The sequence below is a fragment of the Clostridium arbusti SL206 genome (assembly GCF_000246895.1).
Taxonomy (GTDB): domain Bacteria; phylum Bacillota; class Clostridia; order Clostridiales; family Clostridiaceae; genus Clostridium_I; species Clostridium_I arbusti.
This window is the reverse complement of record NZ_BAEV01000017.1, coordinates 20,786-40,196: the sequence shown is the minus strand read 5'-3', so window position 1 is coordinate 40,196 and position 19,411 is coordinate 20,786. Positions and strand designations below refer to the sequence as shown.

14 protein-coding genes are annotated in these 19,411 nt (G+C 30.8%); all 14 read left to right on the top strand.

Translation table 11 applies throughout. The annotated features are described in order from the left end of the window. Nucleotides 1-75: 75 nt before the first annotated feature. The 14 genes from RH99_RS05115 to RH99_RS05050 all read left to right on the top strand — a co-directional run bounded on the left by RH99_RS05115 (nucleotide 76) and on the right by RH99_RS05050 (nucleotide 19,224). Nucleotides 76-927, top strand: a complete 852-nt coding sequence (locus RH99_RS05115) for a YitT family protein (RefSeq protein ID WP_010234877.1) — start codon at nucleotides 76-78, stop codon at nucleotides 925-927. Between the two features lie 264 nt (nucleotides 928-1,191). Next, nucleotides 1,192-1,875, top strand: a complete 684-nt coding sequence (gene ftsE / locus RH99_RS05110) for a cell division ATP-binding protein FtsE (protein ID WP_010234873.1) — start codon at nucleotides 1,192-1,194, stop codon at nucleotides 1,873-1,875. Then, nucleotides 1,865-2,773 carry a permease-like cell division protein FtsX gene (gene ftsX / locus RH99_RS05105; RefSeq protein ID WP_010234870.1) on the top strand — a complete coding sequence of 303 codons (909 nt, stop codon included), beginning with the start codon at nucleotides 1,865-1,867 and terminating at the stop codon, nucleotides 2,771-2,773. Before ftsE ends, ftsX begins: the two co-directional genes overlap by 11 nt. Before the next feature lie 584 nt (nucleotides 2,774-3,357). Further along, the gene (locus RH99_RS05100; protein ID WP_162829315.1) at nucleotides 3,358-4,566 is read left to right on the top strand and encodes a S41 family peptidase; all 1,209 of its coding nucleotides are present in this window, start codon (nucleotides 3,358-3,360) and stop codon (nucleotides 4,564-4,566) included. A gap of 219 nt (nucleotides 4,567-4,785) precedes the next feature. Beyond that, nucleotides 4,786-6,081, top strand: a complete 1,296-nt coding sequence (locus RH99_RS05095; RefSeq protein ID WP_010234864.1) for a PDZ domain-containing protein — start codon at nucleotides 4,786-4,788, stop codon at nucleotides 6,079-6,081. A 168-nt stretch (nucleotides 6,082-6,249) separates the two neighbouring features. Continuing rightward, complete coding sequence (uvrB, locus tag RH99_RS05090; protein ID WP_010234861.1) at nucleotides 6,250-8,235, top strand: excinuclease ABC subunit UvrB; 1,986 nt, start codon at nucleotides 6,250-6,252, stop codon at nucleotides 8,233-8,235. A 56-nt stretch (nucleotides 8,236-8,291) separates the two neighbouring features. Further along, entirely contained in the window at nucleotides 8,292-11,114 is a 2,823-nt protein-coding gene (gene uvrA / locus RH99_RS05085; RefSeq protein ID WP_010234858.1) for an excinuclease ABC subunit UvrA, read from the top strand. Between the two features lie 67 nt (nucleotides 11,115-11,181). Further along, nucleotides 11,182-11,658, top strand: coding sequence for an FHA domain-containing protein (locus RH99_RS05080; RefSeq protein WP_010234855.1), 477 nt, complete (start codon nucleotides 11,182-11,184; stop codon nucleotides 11,656-11,658). Nucleotides 11,659-11,669: 11 nt separating this feature from the next. Further along, a complete protein-coding gene (locus RH99_RS05075) occupies nucleotides 11,670-12,875 on the top strand; it encodes an FtsW/RodA/SpoVE family cell cycle protein (RefSeq protein ID WP_010234852.1) in 1,206 nt (401 codons plus the stop codon). A 2-nt stretch (nucleotides 12,876-12,877) separates the two neighbouring features. Continuing rightward, nucleotides 12,878-14,329 carry a peptidoglycan D,D-transpeptidase FtsI family protein gene (locus RH99_RS05070; RefSeq protein ID WP_010234849.1) on the top strand — a complete coding sequence of 484 codons (1,452 nt, stop codon included), beginning with the start codon at nucleotides 12,878-12,880 and terminating at the stop codon, nucleotides 14,327-14,329. A 97-nt stretch (nucleotides 14,330-14,426) separates the two neighbouring features. Then, a complete protein-coding gene (locus tag RH99_RS05065; RefSeq protein WP_010234847.1) occupies nucleotides 14,427-15,038 on the top strand; it encodes a metal-dependent hydrolase in 612 nt (203 codons plus the stop codon). Nucleotides 15,039-15,049: 11 nt separating this feature from the next. Continuing rightward, complete coding sequence (gene uvrC / locus RH99_RS05060; RefSeq protein ID WP_010234844.1) at nucleotides 15,050-16,924, top strand: excinuclease ABC subunit UvrC; 1,875 nt, start codon at nucleotides 15,050-15,052, stop codon at nucleotides 16,922-16,924. 319 nt (nucleotides 16,925-17,243) lie between these two features. Then, on the top strand, nucleotides 17,244-18,173 hold the full coding sequence (gene murB, locus RH99_RS05055; protein ID WP_010234841.1) for a UDP-N-acetylmuramate dehydrogenase: 930 nt from the start codon (nucleotides 17,244-17,246) through the stop codon (nucleotides 18,171-18,173). Nucleotides 18,174-18,303: 130 nt separating this feature from the next. Then, nucleotides 18,304-19,224, top strand: coding sequence for a ketopantoate reductase family protein (locus RH99_RS05050; protein WP_010234838.1), 921 nt, complete (start codon nucleotides 18,304-18,306; stop codon nucleotides 19,222-19,224). Nucleotides 19,225-19,411: the final 187 nt, after the last annotated feature.

The window sequence follows — 19,411 nt, the reverse complement described above, 5'->3', positions numbered from 1 at the left end:
CAGAGTGTGAGGAATTTTATAAGCACTAGTCATAGGGTAAACTTAAAATATTAAGAAAAATTGAAAGGTGATAAAATGAAAAAAATAAAAGAATATATATTGATAACGGTAGGATTTTTAATTGTGGCGCTTAGCATAAAATTTTTCTTAGAGCCTAATAAAATTGCAGCAGGTGGAGTTATGGGGATAGCTATAATAGTTAATGAAATTTATCCTCACCTATCAGTAGGTCTGTTGATGTCTGTATTAAATGCAGCTTTGTTTATAGTAGCATTTGGTGCTATAGGAGGTAAATTTGGAGCTAAGACTATTTATTCAAGCTTAGGACTTTCAGGTTCAGTTTGGATTATGGATAAATTTTTTACATTTGCAACGATTACTAATAATATACTGTTAGCTACTCTGTTTGGAACTCTTATAGGTGGAATAGGAATGGGAATAGTTTTTAATCAGAATGCTTCTACTGGAGGAACTGATATTATTGCAAAAATACTCAATAAGTTTTTACATATTGATATTGGTAAATCTTTACTGATTGTAGATCTTGTCATAACACTTTTTGCAGGTGCTACCCTTGGTGCTGATCTGGGTATGTTTTCACTTCTATCAGTTATACTACATGGATTTATAATAGATATGGTAATTGAGGGTTTCAACATGTGTAAACAGATAATGATAATAAGTAAGAAAAATGAGGAAATCAGCAAATATATTATAGAAAAATTGGATAGAGGTTGTACTGTTTTCAATGGAAAAGGTGGCTATACGTGGAAAGATACTTTTATACTATATACAGTTTTAAGTAGAAATGAATTTATAAAATTAAAAAAATACATAAAAGAGGTTGACCCAAATGCCTTCATAACTGTAAGTGATGCACGTGAAGTTTTGGGTGAAGGATTCAATAATATAGTAGGAGAAGATTAACAAATTATTAATCATGAGTAATTTAATTTTAATTTGAATAATGTAATACAATAAATAAAATTTTAACTATTATGTAAAAATAATCACTCTGAATACAGCAATATTCTGTAGAAAAAGCCTATATTATTAAATATAATTATATATATTTAGTAATGTTAATACAATTTTAATAAAAAATTGACTTTGGAAAACATTTAAATATGGTATAATCATTACATACGCAATATGAGGTTAAACAAAACAATGTAAATGAGGGGAATAATAATGATTGAGTTTAAAAATGTCAGTAAAGTTTATATGAATGATGTTATTGCACTTTCAAATATTAATATAAGCATAAAAAGGGGAGAATTTGTTTTTTTAGTTGGTCCAAGTGGTGCAGGTAAATCTACATTTGTAAAGTTATTGATGAGAGAAATTGAGCCTACGGCAGGAAGTATAGTAGTAAATGATACAGATATTACAACTTTGTCTAGAAAACAAGTTCCATACTATAGAAGAAAGATTGGTATGGTTTTCCAAGATTTCAGGTTAATATCTACACTTAATGTATATGAAAATGTAGCTTTTGCTATGAGAATAATTGGGGCAAGTGCAAGGGAAATAAAGAAAAGAGTACCTTTAGTTTTAGCAATGGTTGGTTTATCTGATAAGTATAAAGATTTTCCAAATCAACTTTCCGGTGGAGAGCAGCAAAGAGTATCAATTGCAAGGGCAATAGTAAACAATCCAGCCATTTTAATAGCAGACGAGCCTACTGGAAATCTTGATCCAGATACAGCAAATGAAATAATGAATATAATAAGTGACATAAATAGAGCAGGAACTACTGTACTCATGGCAACTCATGCGAAAAATATAGTTAATAGTATGAAAAAGAGAGTTCTAGCTATTGAGAATGGTATTTTATCAAGGGATGAGCAAAGGGGTAGATACGATGAGGATTAGTACAGTAAAATTATTTATTATTGATGCTTTGAAGAGTATAAGAAGAAATACTACTATAAGTTTGGCATCAGCAGCTACAGTAATGGCTACGCTTTTTATTTTAGGTGCATTTGCTATGCTTCTTTTAAATGTTAAAGTTGGAATTACAGATGTAGAGTCACAGGTTGAAGTTAAGATTATATTAAAAGATGACATAAAAATAGATGATCAGCAGAATGTTTATAATAAGGTAAGTAAATTAGATGGTGTAACAAGTGTTTCTTTTGAAAGTAAAAAACAAGCATTGGAAAACTTGAAAAATCAACTTGGAAAGAATAATAAAGGCTTAGTAGCAGGTATGGAAAATGATAATCCACTCCCTAATTCATATATAGTTAAAGTTAAAAGTCCTGATTATGTTTCTAAAGTTGTAGCGGCTTTGCAAGATGGTAAAGGTAAATATATGAATGGTATAGAACAAGCTAAAGACGGAAGAGATTTAGTTAATAAAATTTCAGCTATAACTAAAACTGTAAAATGGGTTGGAGCAGCTCTATTTGTTATATTGATAGGTGTGTCTTTATTCCTTATAGGAAATACTATCAGACTTGCAGTATATTCGAGACGTAAAGAAATTAACATAATGAAATATATAGGTGCTACAGATTGGTTTATAAGATGGCCATTTATTATTGAAGGAATGATAATAGGATTATTTGGTGCTATAGTTTCGGTATTAATTTTATACTATATATACGGAATTGCATATGCCAAGGCAACGTCTTCTGTATCTATAATGATGCAGTTTATAAGTCCTATATATGTACTTACAAATATATCTTGGGTTTTCATTCTTATAGGAATATTTATAGGAGCTCTTGGTAGCATAATTGCAATTAGAAAATTCCTTATTGTATAGATGAATTTTATAATTTAATATTTATCCGATAACTAGTATACTTGAAAATAAAAAATACAGATATGCATAAGGCATATGAAAATAAATAGTAAGTCAAAGATGCGACGTATATTTTTAATCATAGAAGGAAACGGGTTCCGAGGATAGTGAGCTATCTGAGGGTTCTGTTGACGTAGTAGGATTCAAAATATACTAGCATACTGACTAGTTATTTATTTGAATATGCCTAAGTTAAAAACTATAATAAATATATAGTATAATAATTATAATTATAGGAAAAATAAAATAAACAGGATTTATGGCATGCAATAATATATGATTTTGCATGCCAGTTTATTTTATTTAGATATCTCAAAATGGAAAAAATATAATTTAAATATATTTTTTTTACTTAAGGCATATGAAAATAGGCTAGCATACTGACTAGTTATTTATTTGAATGTGCCTAACATTTATTATCAACATATCCAAAATTACTTAAATTGTGAAAAGAATTTTGCAATTTATTTTTTTATAGTGTTATAATTAATTCATATTTACATAAATAATATAGAGTAGTAGCAAATGAAGGAGTGAATATAGTGATAAATAATAAAAGAAAATGGGTAGTATGTACTGTTGCTATAATAATAGTAACCAATATACTTGCATTCTCTATAGGAAACAGGGTGTCATTGAGCTTACCTAATGGAAATGTTGAAGTAAACAAAAGTAGTTTAAATGAAATAATGAAATTTCAAAAATTGTTTTTAGTAAGAAGTGAATTATATAAATATTACAATGGTAAAATTGATGACAATGCATTGGTAAATGGTGCAATTAAAGGTATGACTAATGCTCTTAATGATCCATACACAGTATTTATGGATCAAAATGAATCCAAAGCATTTAACACTCAGATTCAGGGCCAAGAGTATGTTGGGCTTGGTATTCAAGTAGAAAATAGAAGTGATAAAGTCACAGTTAATTCTGTCTTTGATGGTTCACCAGCAGAAACAGCGGGCATAAAAGCAGGGGATGCTATAATTAAGGTAAATGGAACTGCAATTGTAGGAACAGATCTTAATAAAGCAGTTTCTATGATGAAGGGTAAAGAAAATACAGATGTGACTTTAACTATAGCTAGGCAGGGAAGAGAAAATTTTGATGTTGTTGCTAAGAGAAAAAAAATTGCATATAACACAGTTACAGGACAGATGTTATCAAATAGTATTGGATACATAGATATTTCTAGTTTTGATGAAAATACAGGAGAAAACTTTGATAAAAAGCTAAATGAACTTAAATCATCTGGAATGAAAGGTTTAATTTTAGATTTGAGAGATAATGGTGGTGGAGTTTTAGATGACTGCTTAAAAGTTGCATCAAACTTTGTAGATAAAGGTAAGACAGTAACTTATACTGTAGACAAAAATAATAAAAAGCAGACTTATAAATCTCAAGGTGGAAATACTATAGGAATTCCATTAGTTGTACTTACAAATGGGAATACTGCCAGTGCTTCAGAAATATTATCTGGTGCAATAAAAGACTACAAAGCTGGTACTCTAATTGGAGAAAAAACTTTTGGTAAGGGTGTAGTTCAAACTACCTTTGATACAGGGGACAGTACTCAATTAAAAGTTACAATATCAAAATGGTATACTCCTTTAGGCGAAAATATAAATCATAAAGGATTTAATCCTGATATTGAAGTCAAATATCCACAAGAACTATTAAATAAGCCTTATGATAGAAATACAGATCCACAATTTCAAAAGGCATTGGAAGTAATCAATACTAAGGTTAAATAAAATTAATTTAGTGAAGCTAAATAGGGACTTCAGATGGGGCAAAACTTTCATCTGAAGTCATGTATTTAAGTGGAAAATTAGGTATATTAAAAGAAATAGTAAGGCAAATCCATTATTCATAGACTTAGGTACTCTTTGTCATTGATTTTAAAAGCAAAGAGTACCTAGGATTAATAGTCAATGGATAAAGTAGTTGGGTGAGAGGGGAATTTTATTTTCATGAATATTGCATTGTATGTATTTAGATCTATTTCTCAGGCAATAATTACACCACCATATATTTTTATACTTCTTATATTAGTATTTATATTGTACACAAGAAATAAAAAAACTGTTATAATGCAGAAAATGATAATAGGTGAGAAAATGAACTCATCTTTAGAGTTGACAATTTCTCAAGTTGTACTTGGAATATTTGCAGGTACAATAGCTAGTTTAATACTGTCCTATCTTGGAATAGTATTTACCAGTCAGACAACAGTAACTCTATTATTTATGATATCAATTATACTAATGATATTTGGAAGTAGATTTATATGTTTTTCATACTCAGCAGGTATACTAGCATTGATAAGTGTAGCTATACAATTTATAGAAGGAGTTTATCATATACCAATTCCACAACTTGATTTTTTGAAAGTGGATGTAGTAATGATAATTTCTCTTGTAGCAGTATTACACATTATAGAAGGATTATTAGTGATTATAGATGGCGATAGAGGGACAATACCTGTTTTTACTAATAAGAATAACAGAATTATAGGTGGGTTTGCACTTAAAAGATACTGGGTAATGCCTGTAGCTCTAATGTTTATTATGAACAATCCCAATATTTCTTATAGTGCTCAAGTCCCTATTCAAAATTGGTGGCCAATAATTAAATTCAGTAGTCATGATTTAATAAGGGATGCTTTTATTGGATTTTTTGCTTTTTATGGAATGATAGGATACAATGCCATTACTTTTACAAGGACAAAGAAGCAAAAGGTGATTTCTTCTGGAATAGGAATATCTGTTTATGGGCTTATATTACTGTTATTTGCACAAATTGGAAGAATAAACTTGGCAGCTGAATTCATAGTAGCAATTTTTACTCCATTAGCACATGAGATAATGCTTAAAATTCAAACTTACATAGAGGTTAATGGAAAGCCAAAATATGTGAGCTCAGATAACGGTCTTATGGTTCTGGAGGTAGCTCCAGCATCTCCAGCTTTTGAAATGGGTATTAAAAGTGGTGATCTTCTTATAGAAGTGAATGATAAAAAAATAGTAAATGAACAGGATATGCTAGATGTTTTGAACACTGTATCAAATTTTATATGGTTTAAGATAAAAACTGTTCATGGAAAACTTGAACAAGTTGATTATAATAAGATGAATAGAAACAAGAGATTAGGAATAGTATTTGTTCCAAGAATAATTCCTAAAGATAGTGTGGTTATGAAATTAGATAGGAGTTCTTTTCAAGATACTTTAGAGAAGGCTAAAAAAGATAAAAAAGATAAGAAATAATTGTGGGGGTTTTTTAACTCCCATTAATTTTAGCTATATACGTATATAATAGATTAAACATGTAATAAGCCAGCATGATAAACTTTAAAAAATTTTAGATAAAGTTTGACAATATTGTGGCAAAAGTATAAAATTATTATGCGAACAAATGTTCAATGGAGGTTAAATATGGGTGAATTTAAGATACATTCAAAATTTAAACCCACTGGGGATCAACCAAGTGCTATAGATAGCTTGGTTAACGGGATTAAACAGAGAAATAAATTTCAGACTCTTCTTGGAGTTACGGGTTCAGGAAAAACTTTTACTATGGCTAATGTAATTGAAAGAGTCCAAAAGCCAACATTGGTTTTAGCTCATAACAAAACTTTAGCAGCTCAGCTTTGCTCTGAATTTAGAGAGTTTTTTCCGGATAGTGCAGTGGAATATTTTGTATCCTATTATGATTACTATCAGCCAGAGGCTTATGTTCCTCAAACGGATACTTATATTGAAAAAGATGCGTCTATAAACGATGAGATAGATAAGCTTAGACATTCAGCTACATCTTCACTTTTTGAGAGAAAAGATGTAATAATTGTAGCTTCAGTTTCCTGTATTTATGGACTAGGTAATCCAGAAGAATATAAAAAGCTATCTATTTCCTTAAGAGAAGGCATGGAAAAAGATAGAGATGAAGTATTAAAAAAGCTTATAGAAATTCAGTATGAAAGAAATGAGATAAATTTTGTAAGAGGAACCTTTAGAGTTAGAGGAGATACTCTGGATATTTTCCCTGCGTCTTCTACTAATAAAGGTATAAGAGTTGAATTCTTTGGAGATGAAATTGATAAGATAAAAGAGTTTGATGTTTTGACGGGAAATATAACAGGGGCATTAAAACATTCAGTTATTTTTCCAGCATCGCATTTTGCTACATCAAGGGATAGGTTAGAAGTTGCTATAAATAAAATAGAAATAGAACTGGAAAAGAGACTGAAGGAACTCACAACAGAAGATAAACTTTTGGAGGCTCAGAGGCTTAAACAGAGAACAAATTTTGATATAGAAATGATGAGAGAAGTGGGTTACTGTACTGGTATAGAAAACTATTCTAGAATTATGGACGGAAGGTCAATAGGTGAACCACCCAAAACTCTTATAGATTATTTCCCAGAAGATTTTTTACTATTTATTGACGAAAGTCATGTAACACTTCCACAGGTTAAAGCTATGTATGGTGGAGATAGATCAAGAAAAAATACTTTGGTGGATTATGGATTTAGACTTCCATCCGCTTTTGATAATAGACCACTTAAATTTGAGGAATTTGAAAATAAATTTAAAGAGGTAGTATTTGTGAGTGCTACTCCGGCAAAATATGAAACGGAACATTCAACTAATACAGCTGAGCAGATAATAAGGCCTACGGGACTATTAGATCCTGAAATAATTGTACTTCCAATTAAAGGTCAGATAGACGATTTATATACAAAAATAAATGAAACTATAGCTAGAGGTTTTAGAGTTTTAGTTACCACCCTTACAAAGAAGATGTCAGAGGATTTAACAGATTATTTAAAGGGGATGAATATTAAAACTAGATATATGCATTCAGGCATAGATACTATAGAGAGAATGAAGATAATTCAAGGACTTAGAAAAAAAGAATTTGATGTTTTAGTTGGAATAAATCTATTGAGAGAGGGGCTTGATATACCCGAGGTTGCGCTGGTTGCCATATTAGATGCGGATAAAGAGGGTTTCCTAAGATCAGAGACATCACTTATTCAAACTATAGGTAGGGCAGCTAGAAATTCTGAAAGTAAAGTTATAATGTATGCAGACACTATAACTCGTTCTATGGATAGAGCTATAAGTGAGACTAATAGAAGAAGAGTTATTCAAATTCAATATAATAAAGATAATGGAATTATTCCTACTACAGTTAAGAAAGATATAAGAGAAATACTAGAAATATCTAAAGTTTCAGAGGAAAAAGCTGAATATGACAGTTTAGAAGATGCATTAAAGGCAAATAATGAAAATATAGAAGAACTTATAAATAAATATGAAAATGAAATGAAACAAGCAGCTAAGGATCTTCATTTTGAAAGAGCAGCAGAGCTTAGAGATAAGGTCTTAGGGCTTAAAAAGAGACTTAAGCAGAAATAGACTAGCATAGTGACTAGTTATTTATTTGAATATAACTAAACAAGGAGTGGAACACTTTGCAGGATAAAATAGTTATTAAAGGTGCTAAGGTAAATAATTTAAAAAACGTAGATATTACAATACCTAGAGATAAATTTATTGTATTTACAGGACTTTCAGGATCAGGTAAATCCTCTTTAGCTTTTGATACACTCTATGCAGAAGGGCAAAGAAGATATGTAGAGTCCCTGTCATCCTATGCAAGACAATTTTTAGGACAAATGGATAAGCCAGATGTAGAATATATTGAGGGCTTATCTCCAGCAATATCAATTGACCAAAAGACTACAGGAAGAAATCCTAGGTCCACAGTGGGTACTGTTACAGAAATATACGATTATTTAAGATTACTCTATTCTAAAATAGGCACTCCTCATTGTCCTAAATGCGGCAAAGAAATAAAGCAGCAAACTATTGATCAGATGGTGGATAAGATTTTAGAATTACCAGAAAAGACAAAAATACAAATACTTGCACCAGTAGTAAAAGGAAGAAAAGGTGAGCATGTAAAGGTATTTGAAAATATAAAGAAAAATGGATTTGTACGAGTAAGAGTTGACGGAGAAATGTATGAACTTGAAGGTGAAGATATTAAGCTTGAAAAAAATAAAAAGCATAATATAGATGCTGTAGTAGATAGAATTGTTATTAAAGATGGAATAAAAAGTAGGCTTACAGACTCTTTAGAAACAGCTATAAAATTAGCAGAAGGAGTTGTAATTGTAAATATAGTAGGTAAAGAGGATATCCTCTTTAGTGAGAGCTTTGCTTGTGCTGATTGTGGAATAAGTATTGGTGAACTTGCACCTAGAATGTTTTCTTTTAACTCCCCTTTTGGTAAATGTGATAGGTGTGATGGCCTTGGAACACTTATGGAAATTGATGAGGATTTGGTAATACCTGATAAAGATAAGAGTATATCAGAAGGAGCCATAGCGCCTTGGGGAGAGGGAAGATTAAAGGAAGACTCATGGACATATAGTATTCTTACAGCTCTTCAGAAAAAGTATAAATTTAGTATAGATACTCCCATAAAGGATTTAAATCCACAGGTTTTAGACATTATACTTCATGGGACTAAGGGTGAAAAACTTATAGTGTATTATAATAAGGACAATCAAAATATGCAGTTTAATCACCAATATGAAGGTATCGTAAATGAACTTAGAAGAAGATATATGGAAAGTGGATCAGACTACATAAAGGGTGATATTGAAAATTATATGAGTGATAATCCATGCCCAAAATGTAAAGGGGCTAGACTTAGGCCGGAAGTACTGGCAGTTACTGTTGGAGGAAAAAATATATTTGAATACTGTAGTATGCCTATTAGAGATGAACTCACATTTATAAATGAAATTACACTAAGTGAAAAGGACAAAATAATAAGTAACCAGATAATAAAAGAAATACAAAATAGATTGAAATTTTTAATAGATGTGGGATTGGACTATTTAAATCTTACAAGAGCAGCGAGAACTCTTTCGGGAGGAGAGTCTCAGAGAATTAGGCTTGCAACTCAAATAGGCTCAAGTCTTGTAGGCGTATTGTATATACTTGATGAACCAAGTATAGGACTGCATCAAAGGGATAATGATAAACTAATTGCAACAATGAAGCATCTAAGAGATATAGGGAATACTCTTGTAGTAGTTGAACATGATGAAGATACTATAAAAGAAGCAGACTTTATAGTAGATGTGGGTCCGGGTGCAGGAGAGCATGGCGGAAAGATAGTTGCAGCAGGAACTTTAGACGAAATAAAGAAATGTAAAGAATCTATAACAGGCCAATACCTTAATGGAGATAAGAAAGTAGATTTACCCAAAAGCAGAAGAAAAGATAATGGTAATAGCATTAAAATAATTGGTGCAAGGGAAAATAATTTAAAAAATGTAAAAGTAAAGTTTCCTATGGGTGTATTTACATGTGTAACTGGTGTCTCTGGTTCTGGTAAAAGTACTTTGATAAATGAAATATTGTTTAAAGGACTTAATAAAAAGATAAATCACAGTAAAGCTAATCCAGGTAAGCATAAAGAAATACAAGGCGTAGAAAATATTGATAAAATAATAGATATAAATCAAAGCCCTATTGGTAGAACACCAAGGTCTAATCCAGCAACATATACTGGCGTTTTTGATATAATAAGAGAATTGTTTTCTGTAACTAATGATGCTAAAATGAGGGGATATAAACCTGGAAGATTTAGTTTTAATGTTAAAGGCGGAAGGTGTGAAGCTTGCAAGGGCGATGGAATTATAAAAATTGAGATGCAGTTTTTATCAGATGTTTACGTACCTTGTGAAGTATGTAAAGGTAAGAGGTATAATAGAGAAACTTTGGAGATAAAATATAAGGGTAAAAATATAGATGATATATTAAATATGACTGTAGAAGAGGCAGTAAAATTCTTTGAAAATATTCCTAGAATAAAAAATAAATTAGATACTTTAATGGATGTTGGTCTAGGGTATATAAGGCTTGGTCAACCATCTACTCAGCTTTCAGGAGGGGAAGCTCAGAGAATAAAACTTGCCTATGAACTTTCAAAGAGAAGCACAGGAAAAACCCTGTATATACTAGATGAGCCTACTACAGGACTACATATAGATGATGTAAATAGACTAATAGCTATATTACAAAGGCTTGTAGATACAGGTAATACTGTGATAGTTATTGAACATAATCTAGATGTTATAAAATGTGCAGATTATATTATAGATCTTGGACCAGAGGGTGGAGAAAAAGGTGGTAATATAGTATGTACAGGAACACCTGAGGACATAGCAAAAAATAATTTATCTTATACAGGACAATATTTGAAAAAGATGCTATAATTGTACTAGGACTAGCATGGATAAGTATGCTAGTCCTTTATACTACAATTGCAAGAAGGTGAAGTGTTTGTTACTGAATAATCTATACTTAGGAGCATTACTAGAGAGTTCTGGTCTTAATAAATTGAGTTTAATTTTCAAAATAATTATTATTGGCATAATATATTTAATAATTTTCTTTGCACTTAAAATAATGTACAAAGATATGAAAAATGGTGATAAAAAGCAAGTAAAGAGAAAAAAAACTTTTGGTCTAGAGGTTGTAGACCCTGGTATGAGTAATATTATGAGAAAGGGTTCTGTAGTTCCAATAGACAGAGAAATTACCATGGGAAGAAAAGAAGATAATACAGTTGTTCTTCATGAAGAATACGTTTCAGGTCATCATGCTAGGATTTATTTAAAAAATAACAACTACATATTAGAAGATTTAGGTAGTACTAATGGTACCACAGTAAATGGAGAAAAAATTAATGAAAAAGAATATCTTCGTGCAGGAGATAAAATAGAAATAGGAACCATTGTATTTAAGGTAATAGGATAGGTGAGCTTTATATGGATAGTGTAAAAGAAGAAAAGAAACTGCTTAGAGTTACATATCTTTTTGGTATAATAAGTTTTATTAATTTATTTCTAATAAAGACTCCTTTTGATAAGTCAGCACTTATCATTGGAGGAGTTATGTGTGTACTTATGGGATACTCTAATTTTATAATAAGAAGATTTTTCCCCGATGGTGATAAATACATTCTTATTTTTGCATGTATACTTTCTAATATTGGTATGGTAATGATATATAGATTGAAACCTACAGATGCGGTGAAGCAGATCATTTTTTTTGTGGTAGGGATTGTCTGTTTTATTCTTATAGTGGTTTTATTGCCAGAGCTTAAAAAATATATAAAATTCAGATATGTATATCTTGTTTTGACACTGATTTTTATATCTATGCCTACTTTTGTAGGAGCGGGAGATATTAATGGTTCACAAAACTGGGTTCATTTTCAAGGGTTTAGCTTTCAACCTTCTGAATTTGCAAAATTGTTTTTAATTGCTTACCTGGCCTCTGCTTTTAGTAAATATAAGAATTTTAAACAGCTTATTGAGCCAGCATTTATAGTTATGGTTTCACTGGGATTTATGGTATTACAAAAGGATCTAGGTTCTGCACTCATATTTTTTTCTATATCAGTAACTATGTTATATATTTGCACCTCTAAGTTTAAATATGTAATAATTTGTTTGCTGTTATTTGCAGTAGGTGCTTTTGTAAGTTATAAATTATTTGGACATGTAAGACTTAGAGTTATGATATGGCAAAATCCTTGGCCATATAAAACAAACCAAAGTTACCAAGTAGTACAATCAATGTATTCTATAGCTTGGGGTGGATTGTTTGGAACAGGGCTTGGACTTGGATATCCAGGTTTTGTGCCTATAAACGATTCAGACTTTATATTTGCATCTATATGCGAAGAAATGGGAGTTCTTATGGGATTTGCCATAATGATTCTATATTTCTTGCTTTTTTATAGATGTATTAGAGCTGCAATGTTTACAGAAGATAAATTTTCAAGACTTTTATCTGTAGGCTATAGTGCAATGATTGGTGCTCAGGTACTAGTAATAGTGGGTGGAGTTACAAATATGATTCCTCTTACAGGAATTACGTTACCACTGGTAAGTGCTGGAGGTACTTCTATGATTATAACTTTTATAGCATTAGGAGTACTTCAGAAGATTTCCGAAGGAGGAAGATAGTTGTGAACGATATTTCAATTGGAGTAAAAAAAGTATTATTTGTGTTTCTTTTACTATTTGTAGTTGTTATATCTTATGTTGCCTATTTTGAAATATCTGTAGCTCCTAAAATTGTTAATAATACAGATAATAAGAGACTCTGGGCTAAGAGAAACGAAGTTTTAAGAGGAACTATTTATGATAGAAACAAAATTGCTCTTACAAAGAGTGAAAGAGTTAATACACTTACTCAAAAGAGAGAATACACTGGAGGTACTATGTTTGCCCATGTATTAGGATATGTCAATCCTAAATATGGGATAACTGGACTTGAATCTAAATATGATCAGTATTTGATGGGAAATAATGATTTAAGTATTAAGCAGTATTTACAGGAGCTTATAGCCAATAAGGGAGCAGTAAAAAAAGAAGATAAGATAGGTAATGATCTTATAACTACTCTTGATAGTAATATACAAAAACAAGCTTATAATTCATTGGTAAGCAGTGGGAAAAAAGGTGCAGTAGTAGCTATCAACCCTAAAACTGGTGAAATATTGGCTATGGTATCAGCACCTTCTTTTGACCCAAATGATAGTGCGCTTACTGCTAACTGGAAAGAAATAAATAGCGATAAAAACAGACCATTGTTAAATAGAGCAGTATCTGGATTATATCCCCCAGGTTCTACCTTTAAAACTGTTACTGCCATAAGTGCCTTAGAGAATGTTAATGGTATTATGAATAAAACCTTTGAAGATAATGGAAGGCTTGTGTTTAATTCAAAACAATCTCTTAGTAATTTTGATGGAGAAGTGTTAGGAAATATAAACTTTAAGCAGGCTTATGTACATTCTAGCAATGTGGTATTTGGAGGTTTAGGATTAACACTTGGAAATGACAAGTTAAAGAAGACCGCAGAAGACTTTTATTTCAATAGAGATATACCTAGTGATGGTATTGTTATAGATAAAAGTAAATTTCCTACTTATTCTAGTTATGAAAAGGGCAATATGGCACAAAGTGCCATAGGACAAAGTCAAGACTTGGCAACTCCAATGCAAATGGCATTGGTAGCAAGTACTATAGCTAATAATGGAGTTATGATGAAACCTCACCTTGTTAATTCTGTAGTGTCAAGTACAGGAAATACTATAATGAATTATAATCCTGAAAGTATAGGAACTATTACTACACCACAAATAGCTGCTACTATGAAGGAGTTCATGAGGGGCGTTGTAACTGATGGTACTGGTGGAAATGCTGATATAAGTGGATTAAATGTATGTGGAAAAACTGGTACAGCAGATCATCAAGATACGGTGAATGCAAAACCTCATTCATGGTTTATTGGTTTTGCACCTATGGAAGATCCAAAGATTGCAGTAGCTGTAATTGTTGAAGATGGAGGACAGGGTGGAATTCAAGCAGCTAAAATAGCAGCTGGAGTTATAAAAACCTCTCTTTCAAAATAGAGTAATTATGGACTAAGGATTTGCCAGCTTTATATTTATACTAATAAGATAGAATAAATATAAAGCTGGTCTTATTATATAAACAAAGGAGAAATGTATGACGGGAAAGACTCATGCAGGAATGGGAGCGGCTGTAGGAATTGCGCTGAGCAGCAAGATACCTGGTGAACTAAGTATTGTGGCAATAGTAGTTATTGTTATATCGGCACTTTTGCCAGACATAGATCATCCGAAAAGTATCTTTAATAAATACATATTGCCAGTAAAAAGTAAAATTATAAAGATAATTACCTATGGAAGTTTAGGAATAGCATTGATATTAGTCAACATATATTATTCAAATATACCTGAGCTTACAGTTATGGGAGTAGTATTAATAATTGTTGCATTTTCATCTCATAGAACTGGATTTACTCATAGTATTATAGGGATGATAATATTTGCATTTTTAGTAAATTATATGGGCGCTAGATACAATGAGCCTAACCTAGTTTACTATTTTGTTATAGGATATAGCAGCCATGTCTTAGGTGATATGTGCACTAACAGAGGGGTTCCTCTGTTTTATCCTTTAAGGAATAAAAATATAAAATTTCCCTTTACCTTTAGGGTAGGTTCTAGTAATGGAAAGCTTATTGAAGATGCTATAATTGTTGTTTCGGTTTTGTATATAGTTTACAGACTGCCAATGCTTCTGCAGCTAAAATAGGAGGGAGTTAAATGTTCGATTTTCATTATCAATTAAAGATTTTACCTGATAGACCTGGAGTTTATCTTATGAAAAATTCGCTAGGAGAAATTATTTATGTAGGTAAGGCCAAGGTTTTAAAAAATAGAGTAAGACAATATTTTCAAAGTTCCAAAAATCATTCTGAAAAAGTAAAAGCTATGGTAAAGAATATAGCTGAATTTGAATATATAGTTACGGATTCCGAAATAGAAGCTTTAATTCTTGAATGTAATCTAATAAAAAAGTATAAGCCAAGGTATAATATTTTACTTAAAGATGATAAACATTATCCATTTGTAAAAATAACTGTAAATGAAGATTTTCCAAGAATATTTGTAACAAGAATAATTGCAAAAGATGGGGGGAAGTATTTTGGACCCTATGTAGATGTATCAGCAGTATACGAAACTATGGAACTTATAAAGGGAATATTTCCTATAAGGACTTGCAAAAGAACCATAAAAGAAAATGGTGAGCGTACAAGACCTTGTCTTAATTATCATATAAATCTTTGTACTGCTCCTTGTGCAGCACTTATAAGTAAAGAGGATTATGGGAAGACAGTTTTGGAAATTATCAATATTCTTAATGGTAAGGATAGCACAATAATTAAAAAACTTAAAGATGATATGGAATATGCTTCAAAGAGCTTAGAATTTGAAAAAGCAGCTTCAATTAGAGATAAGATTATTGCTTTAGAAAAGATAAGAGAAAAACAGAAGATAATGACAGGAAGTTTTGAAAATGAAGATTTTATAAATATAGATAGCGATGAAAAAGATAGTTGTGTAAATATTTTCTTCATAAGAAATGGAAAAATAGTGGGCAGAGAGCATTTTATGCTTGAAAATACTGCTGGAGAAGACAAAGCTTCAATTATATCTGAATTTATTAAAGAGTTCTATGGAGGAACAGCTTTTGTACCTAAAACCATATATGTACCAGATGTATTGGAATCAGAACTTTTAGAGCAATGGCTTGCTATGAAAAGAGGGTCAAAGGTAGAACTTAGAATTCCTCAAAAGGGCGACAAAAAGAATTTACTTGAAATGGTAAGGAAAAATGCTAGTGCTACTTTAGATCAATTTAAGTTAAAGATAATGCAGGATAAAGTGCTGCATAAGGAAACATTGAAAGATTTAGCCCATATACTGGATCTTGAGGACTTACCTCATAGAATTGAGGCTTATGATATTTCAAATATTCAAGGAGTTGATTCTGTTGGATCTATGATAGTATTTGAAAATGGCAAAGCTAAAAATAGTGATTATAGAAGATTTAAGATTAAAACAGTTAAAGGTGCTAATGACTATGATAGTATGAGGGAGATTCTTACTAGAAGATTTAAAAGAGGATTAGAAGAGGTTAAGGCTATAGAAGAGAAAAATTTATCTTTAAGCGCAGGTAAATTTTGTGTTTTCCCAGATATTATACTTATGGATGGTGGACTTGGACAAATCAATATAGCATTAGAAGTTCTAAAAGAATTTAATATAGATATACCTGTTTGTGGTATGGTAAAGGATGATAAGCATAATACAAGAGGACTTATATACAATAATGAAGAACTGTATTTAAAAAGGGGTTCTAGTGTAATGCATTTTATTACAAGAATTCAAGATGAAGTTCATCGATTTGCTATAAGTTATCATAGGAGTCTTAGAGACAAAAGAATTCTTCACTCCATACTTGAAGATATACCAAATGTAGGAGAGAAGAGAAGAAAAGAACTTTTAAAAAGGTTTGGAAGTATAGAAAACATAAAGAAAGCGCCTTATAATGAATTAATAGATACAGATTCAATTGATAGTAAGGCAGCAAATAGTATATTAGATTATTTTAATAAGGCATATGAAAATAAATAGTAAGTCAAAGATGCGACGTATATTTTGAAGCCTACAAGGAAATAGGTTCTTCAGATAGTGAGCTATCTGAGGGTTCTGTTGACGTAGTAGGCTTCAAAATAGACTAGCATACTGACTAGTTATTTATTTGAATGTGCCTAAATCACCTAAGGATAAAAAGGATTTTTAGATTGAGAGAAATTTTTTACTCTTTAAATGGTAATAAGATCAACAATAAACTTATTATTATTGATCTGTAGGCTAGGAATTTTTTACTTGTTATTTTTTTTAAGATGACTTATACTAAATTTTATATGAATATTTTTTGAGGAGATTCAATATGAAGCAGTTTAATAATTTTTTGATTCAATTACGTGAAGCAATAGCTGAAGAGAACATACAACTTAATGTGGAAATGAAAGAACATACTTCATTTAGAGTAGGTGGACCTGTAGATGTACTTGTAACTCCAATTGATTACAACGAAATAATTAATACAATAAAATTATGTAAGGATTATAAAGTACCTTTTTATATAATAGGAAATGGATCCAATTTACTAGTTAAAGATGGAGGAATTAGAGGGGTAGTAATAAAACTTACAAAATTAGATAACATTACTGTAGATGGTACAATGATAACTGCTCAGGGAGGGGCAACCATAGCAAAGACAAGTAGAGTGGCTAGAGATGTTAGTCTCACTGGGCTAGAATTTGCTTGTGGAATTCCAGGAAGTATTGGTGGAGCACTAGCCATGAATGCTGGAGCTTATGATGGAGAAATGTCCATGGTAGTGAAAAATTCAATAGTACTTGATGAACAGGGAAATCTTTTAAAACTTAATAAAGATGAACTAGAACTTGAATACAGAATGAGTGCTATATTAAAAAACAATTATGTAGTCTTAGAAGTTACTTTTGATCTTAAAAAAGGCGATTATGAAAAAATTAAAAATAGAATAGATGAGCTTATGAAGAGAAGAAGAGAAAAGCAGCCTTTAGAATATGCTTCTGCAGGAAGTACTTTTAAAAGACCTGTAGGACACTTTGCTGGAAAGCTTATTCAAGACAGTGGATTAAAGGGAAAATCTGTAGGCGATGCTGAGGTATCTATTAAACACTCAGGATTCATAATAAATAAAGGTAATGCAAAGGCGAAGGATATACTTGATTTAATAAAAATTGTACAAAGTACTGTTAAAGAAAAATTTAATGTAGACCTTAATCCAGAGGTAAGAATAATTGGGGAAGATAAAGAAGAAAAAAATTAAATGTCATATTGGATGACATAATATGAGCTGAGCGTATCCATGGATGTTTTGGATTATAGCTTAGCTTTATATTTTTAATAGGATTCATTCATATCATTTTTAAAATAAAATTATATGGGAGGTATACATTATGAAAGAAATAAAGAGCATATCAATTGTAGGGTTAGGTGCCATTGGTTGTGCTTATGGTAGTAAACTATACGATATAGATCCTAAGGGCGTAAAAGTTATAGCTGGCGGAGAGAGGCTGAAAAGATATAGAAAAAATGGATTTGTTATTAATGGTAAAAAGTATAGTTTCCAGTATGTATCACCAGAAGAAAAGTGTGATCCAGCAGATTTGATAATTATAGCTGTAAAGGGAACTCAACTACCTAAGGCTATTGAAGATATGAAAAATCATGTAGGAGAAAACACTATTATCTTATCTCTTTTAAATGGTATTACTAGTGAAGCTATAATAGGGAAAAGCTTTGGAATGGATAAGATTTTATATTCTATGTGTGTTGGTATTGATGCTAATAGGGATAAAAATGATATTCATTTTTCTAGTTATGGAAATATAACCTTTGGAGAAAAAGATAATACTAATTATTCAGAAAAGGTAATAGCAGTAAAAGATATTTTTGAAAAAGCTCACATTCCCTATGTAATTCCTCAAGATATGATGCATTCTCTTTGGTGGAAATTTATGATCAATGTAGGAATAAATCAATGTTCAGCGGTACTAAGAGGAAAATATGGTGTTTTCCAGACAGAAATTCAGGCAAGGGAACTGATGGAATCAACTATGATGGAGGTTATAAGATTATCTGAAAAAGTAGGAGTTAACTTAAATAAGGATGATCTTAAAAAGTGGTATGAAGTATTGTATACCATGAATCCAAATAGTAGAACTTCAATGCTTGAAGATATTGAATGTGGTAGAAAAACAGAAGTAGATTCATTTTCTGGAACAGTGTGCGAGCTTGGAAAGAAATTTAATGTAGATACTCCTGTAAATAGAACACTGTATAATATAATAAAAGTAATTGAAAATAAAGAAAATTAATTTTAAAAAGGCTTTCTTAAATTTAATATTTATAGGATAGCCTTTTGTTTTTGATTTAATAAAATCAAGTTCAAAAATTAGAGCATAGAATTTCATGGTTAATGAGTTTATGTTATAATTAAAAGGCAAATATAATAAAGATATAAATTTATTGTAAGTACATACAATAATCTAGAATATATAGATA

What these genes read in the sequence shown, in the direction of transcription:
- RH99_RS05115 (WP_010234877.1), top strand. Translation starts at nt 76, where the DNA reads ATGAAAAAAATAAAAGAATATATATTGATAACGGTAGGATTTTTAATT.
- ftsE (WP_010234873.1), top strand. Translation starts at nt 1,192, where the DNA reads ATGATTGAGTTTAAAAATGTCAGTAAAGTTTATATGAATGATGTTATT.
- ftsX (WP_010234870.1), top strand. Translation starts at nt 1,865, where the DNA reads ATGAGGATTAGTACAGTAAAATTATTTATTATTGATGCTTTGAAGAGT.
- RH99_RS05095 (WP_010234864.1), top strand. Translation starts at nt 4,786, where the DNA reads ATGAATATTGCATTGTATGTATTTAGATCTATTTCTCAGGCAATAATT.
- uvrB (WP_010234861.1), top strand. Translation starts at nt 6,250, where the DNA reads ATGGGTGAATTTAAGATACATTCAAAATTTAAACCCACTGGGGATCAA.
- RH99_RS05075 (WP_010234852.1), top strand. Translation starts at nt 11,670, where the DNA reads ATGGATAGTGTAAAAGAAGAAAAGAAACTGCTTAGAGTTACATATCTT.
- RH99_RS05065 (WP_010234847.1), top strand. Translation starts at nt 14,427, where the DNA reads ATGACGGGAAAGACTCATGCAGGAATGGGAGCGGCTGTAGGAATTGCG.
- uvrC (WP_010234844.1), top strand. Translation starts at nt 15,050, where the DNA reads ATGTTCGATTTTCATTATCAATTAAAGATTTTACCTGATAGACCTGGA.
- murB (WP_010234841.1), top strand. Translation starts at nt 17,244, where the DNA reads ATGAAGCAGTTTAATAATTTTTTGATTCAATTACGTGAAGCAATAGCT.
- RH99_RS05050 (WP_010234838.1), top strand. Translation starts at nt 18,304, where the DNA reads ATGAAAGAAATAAAGAGCATATCAATTGTAGGGTTAGGTGCCATTGGT.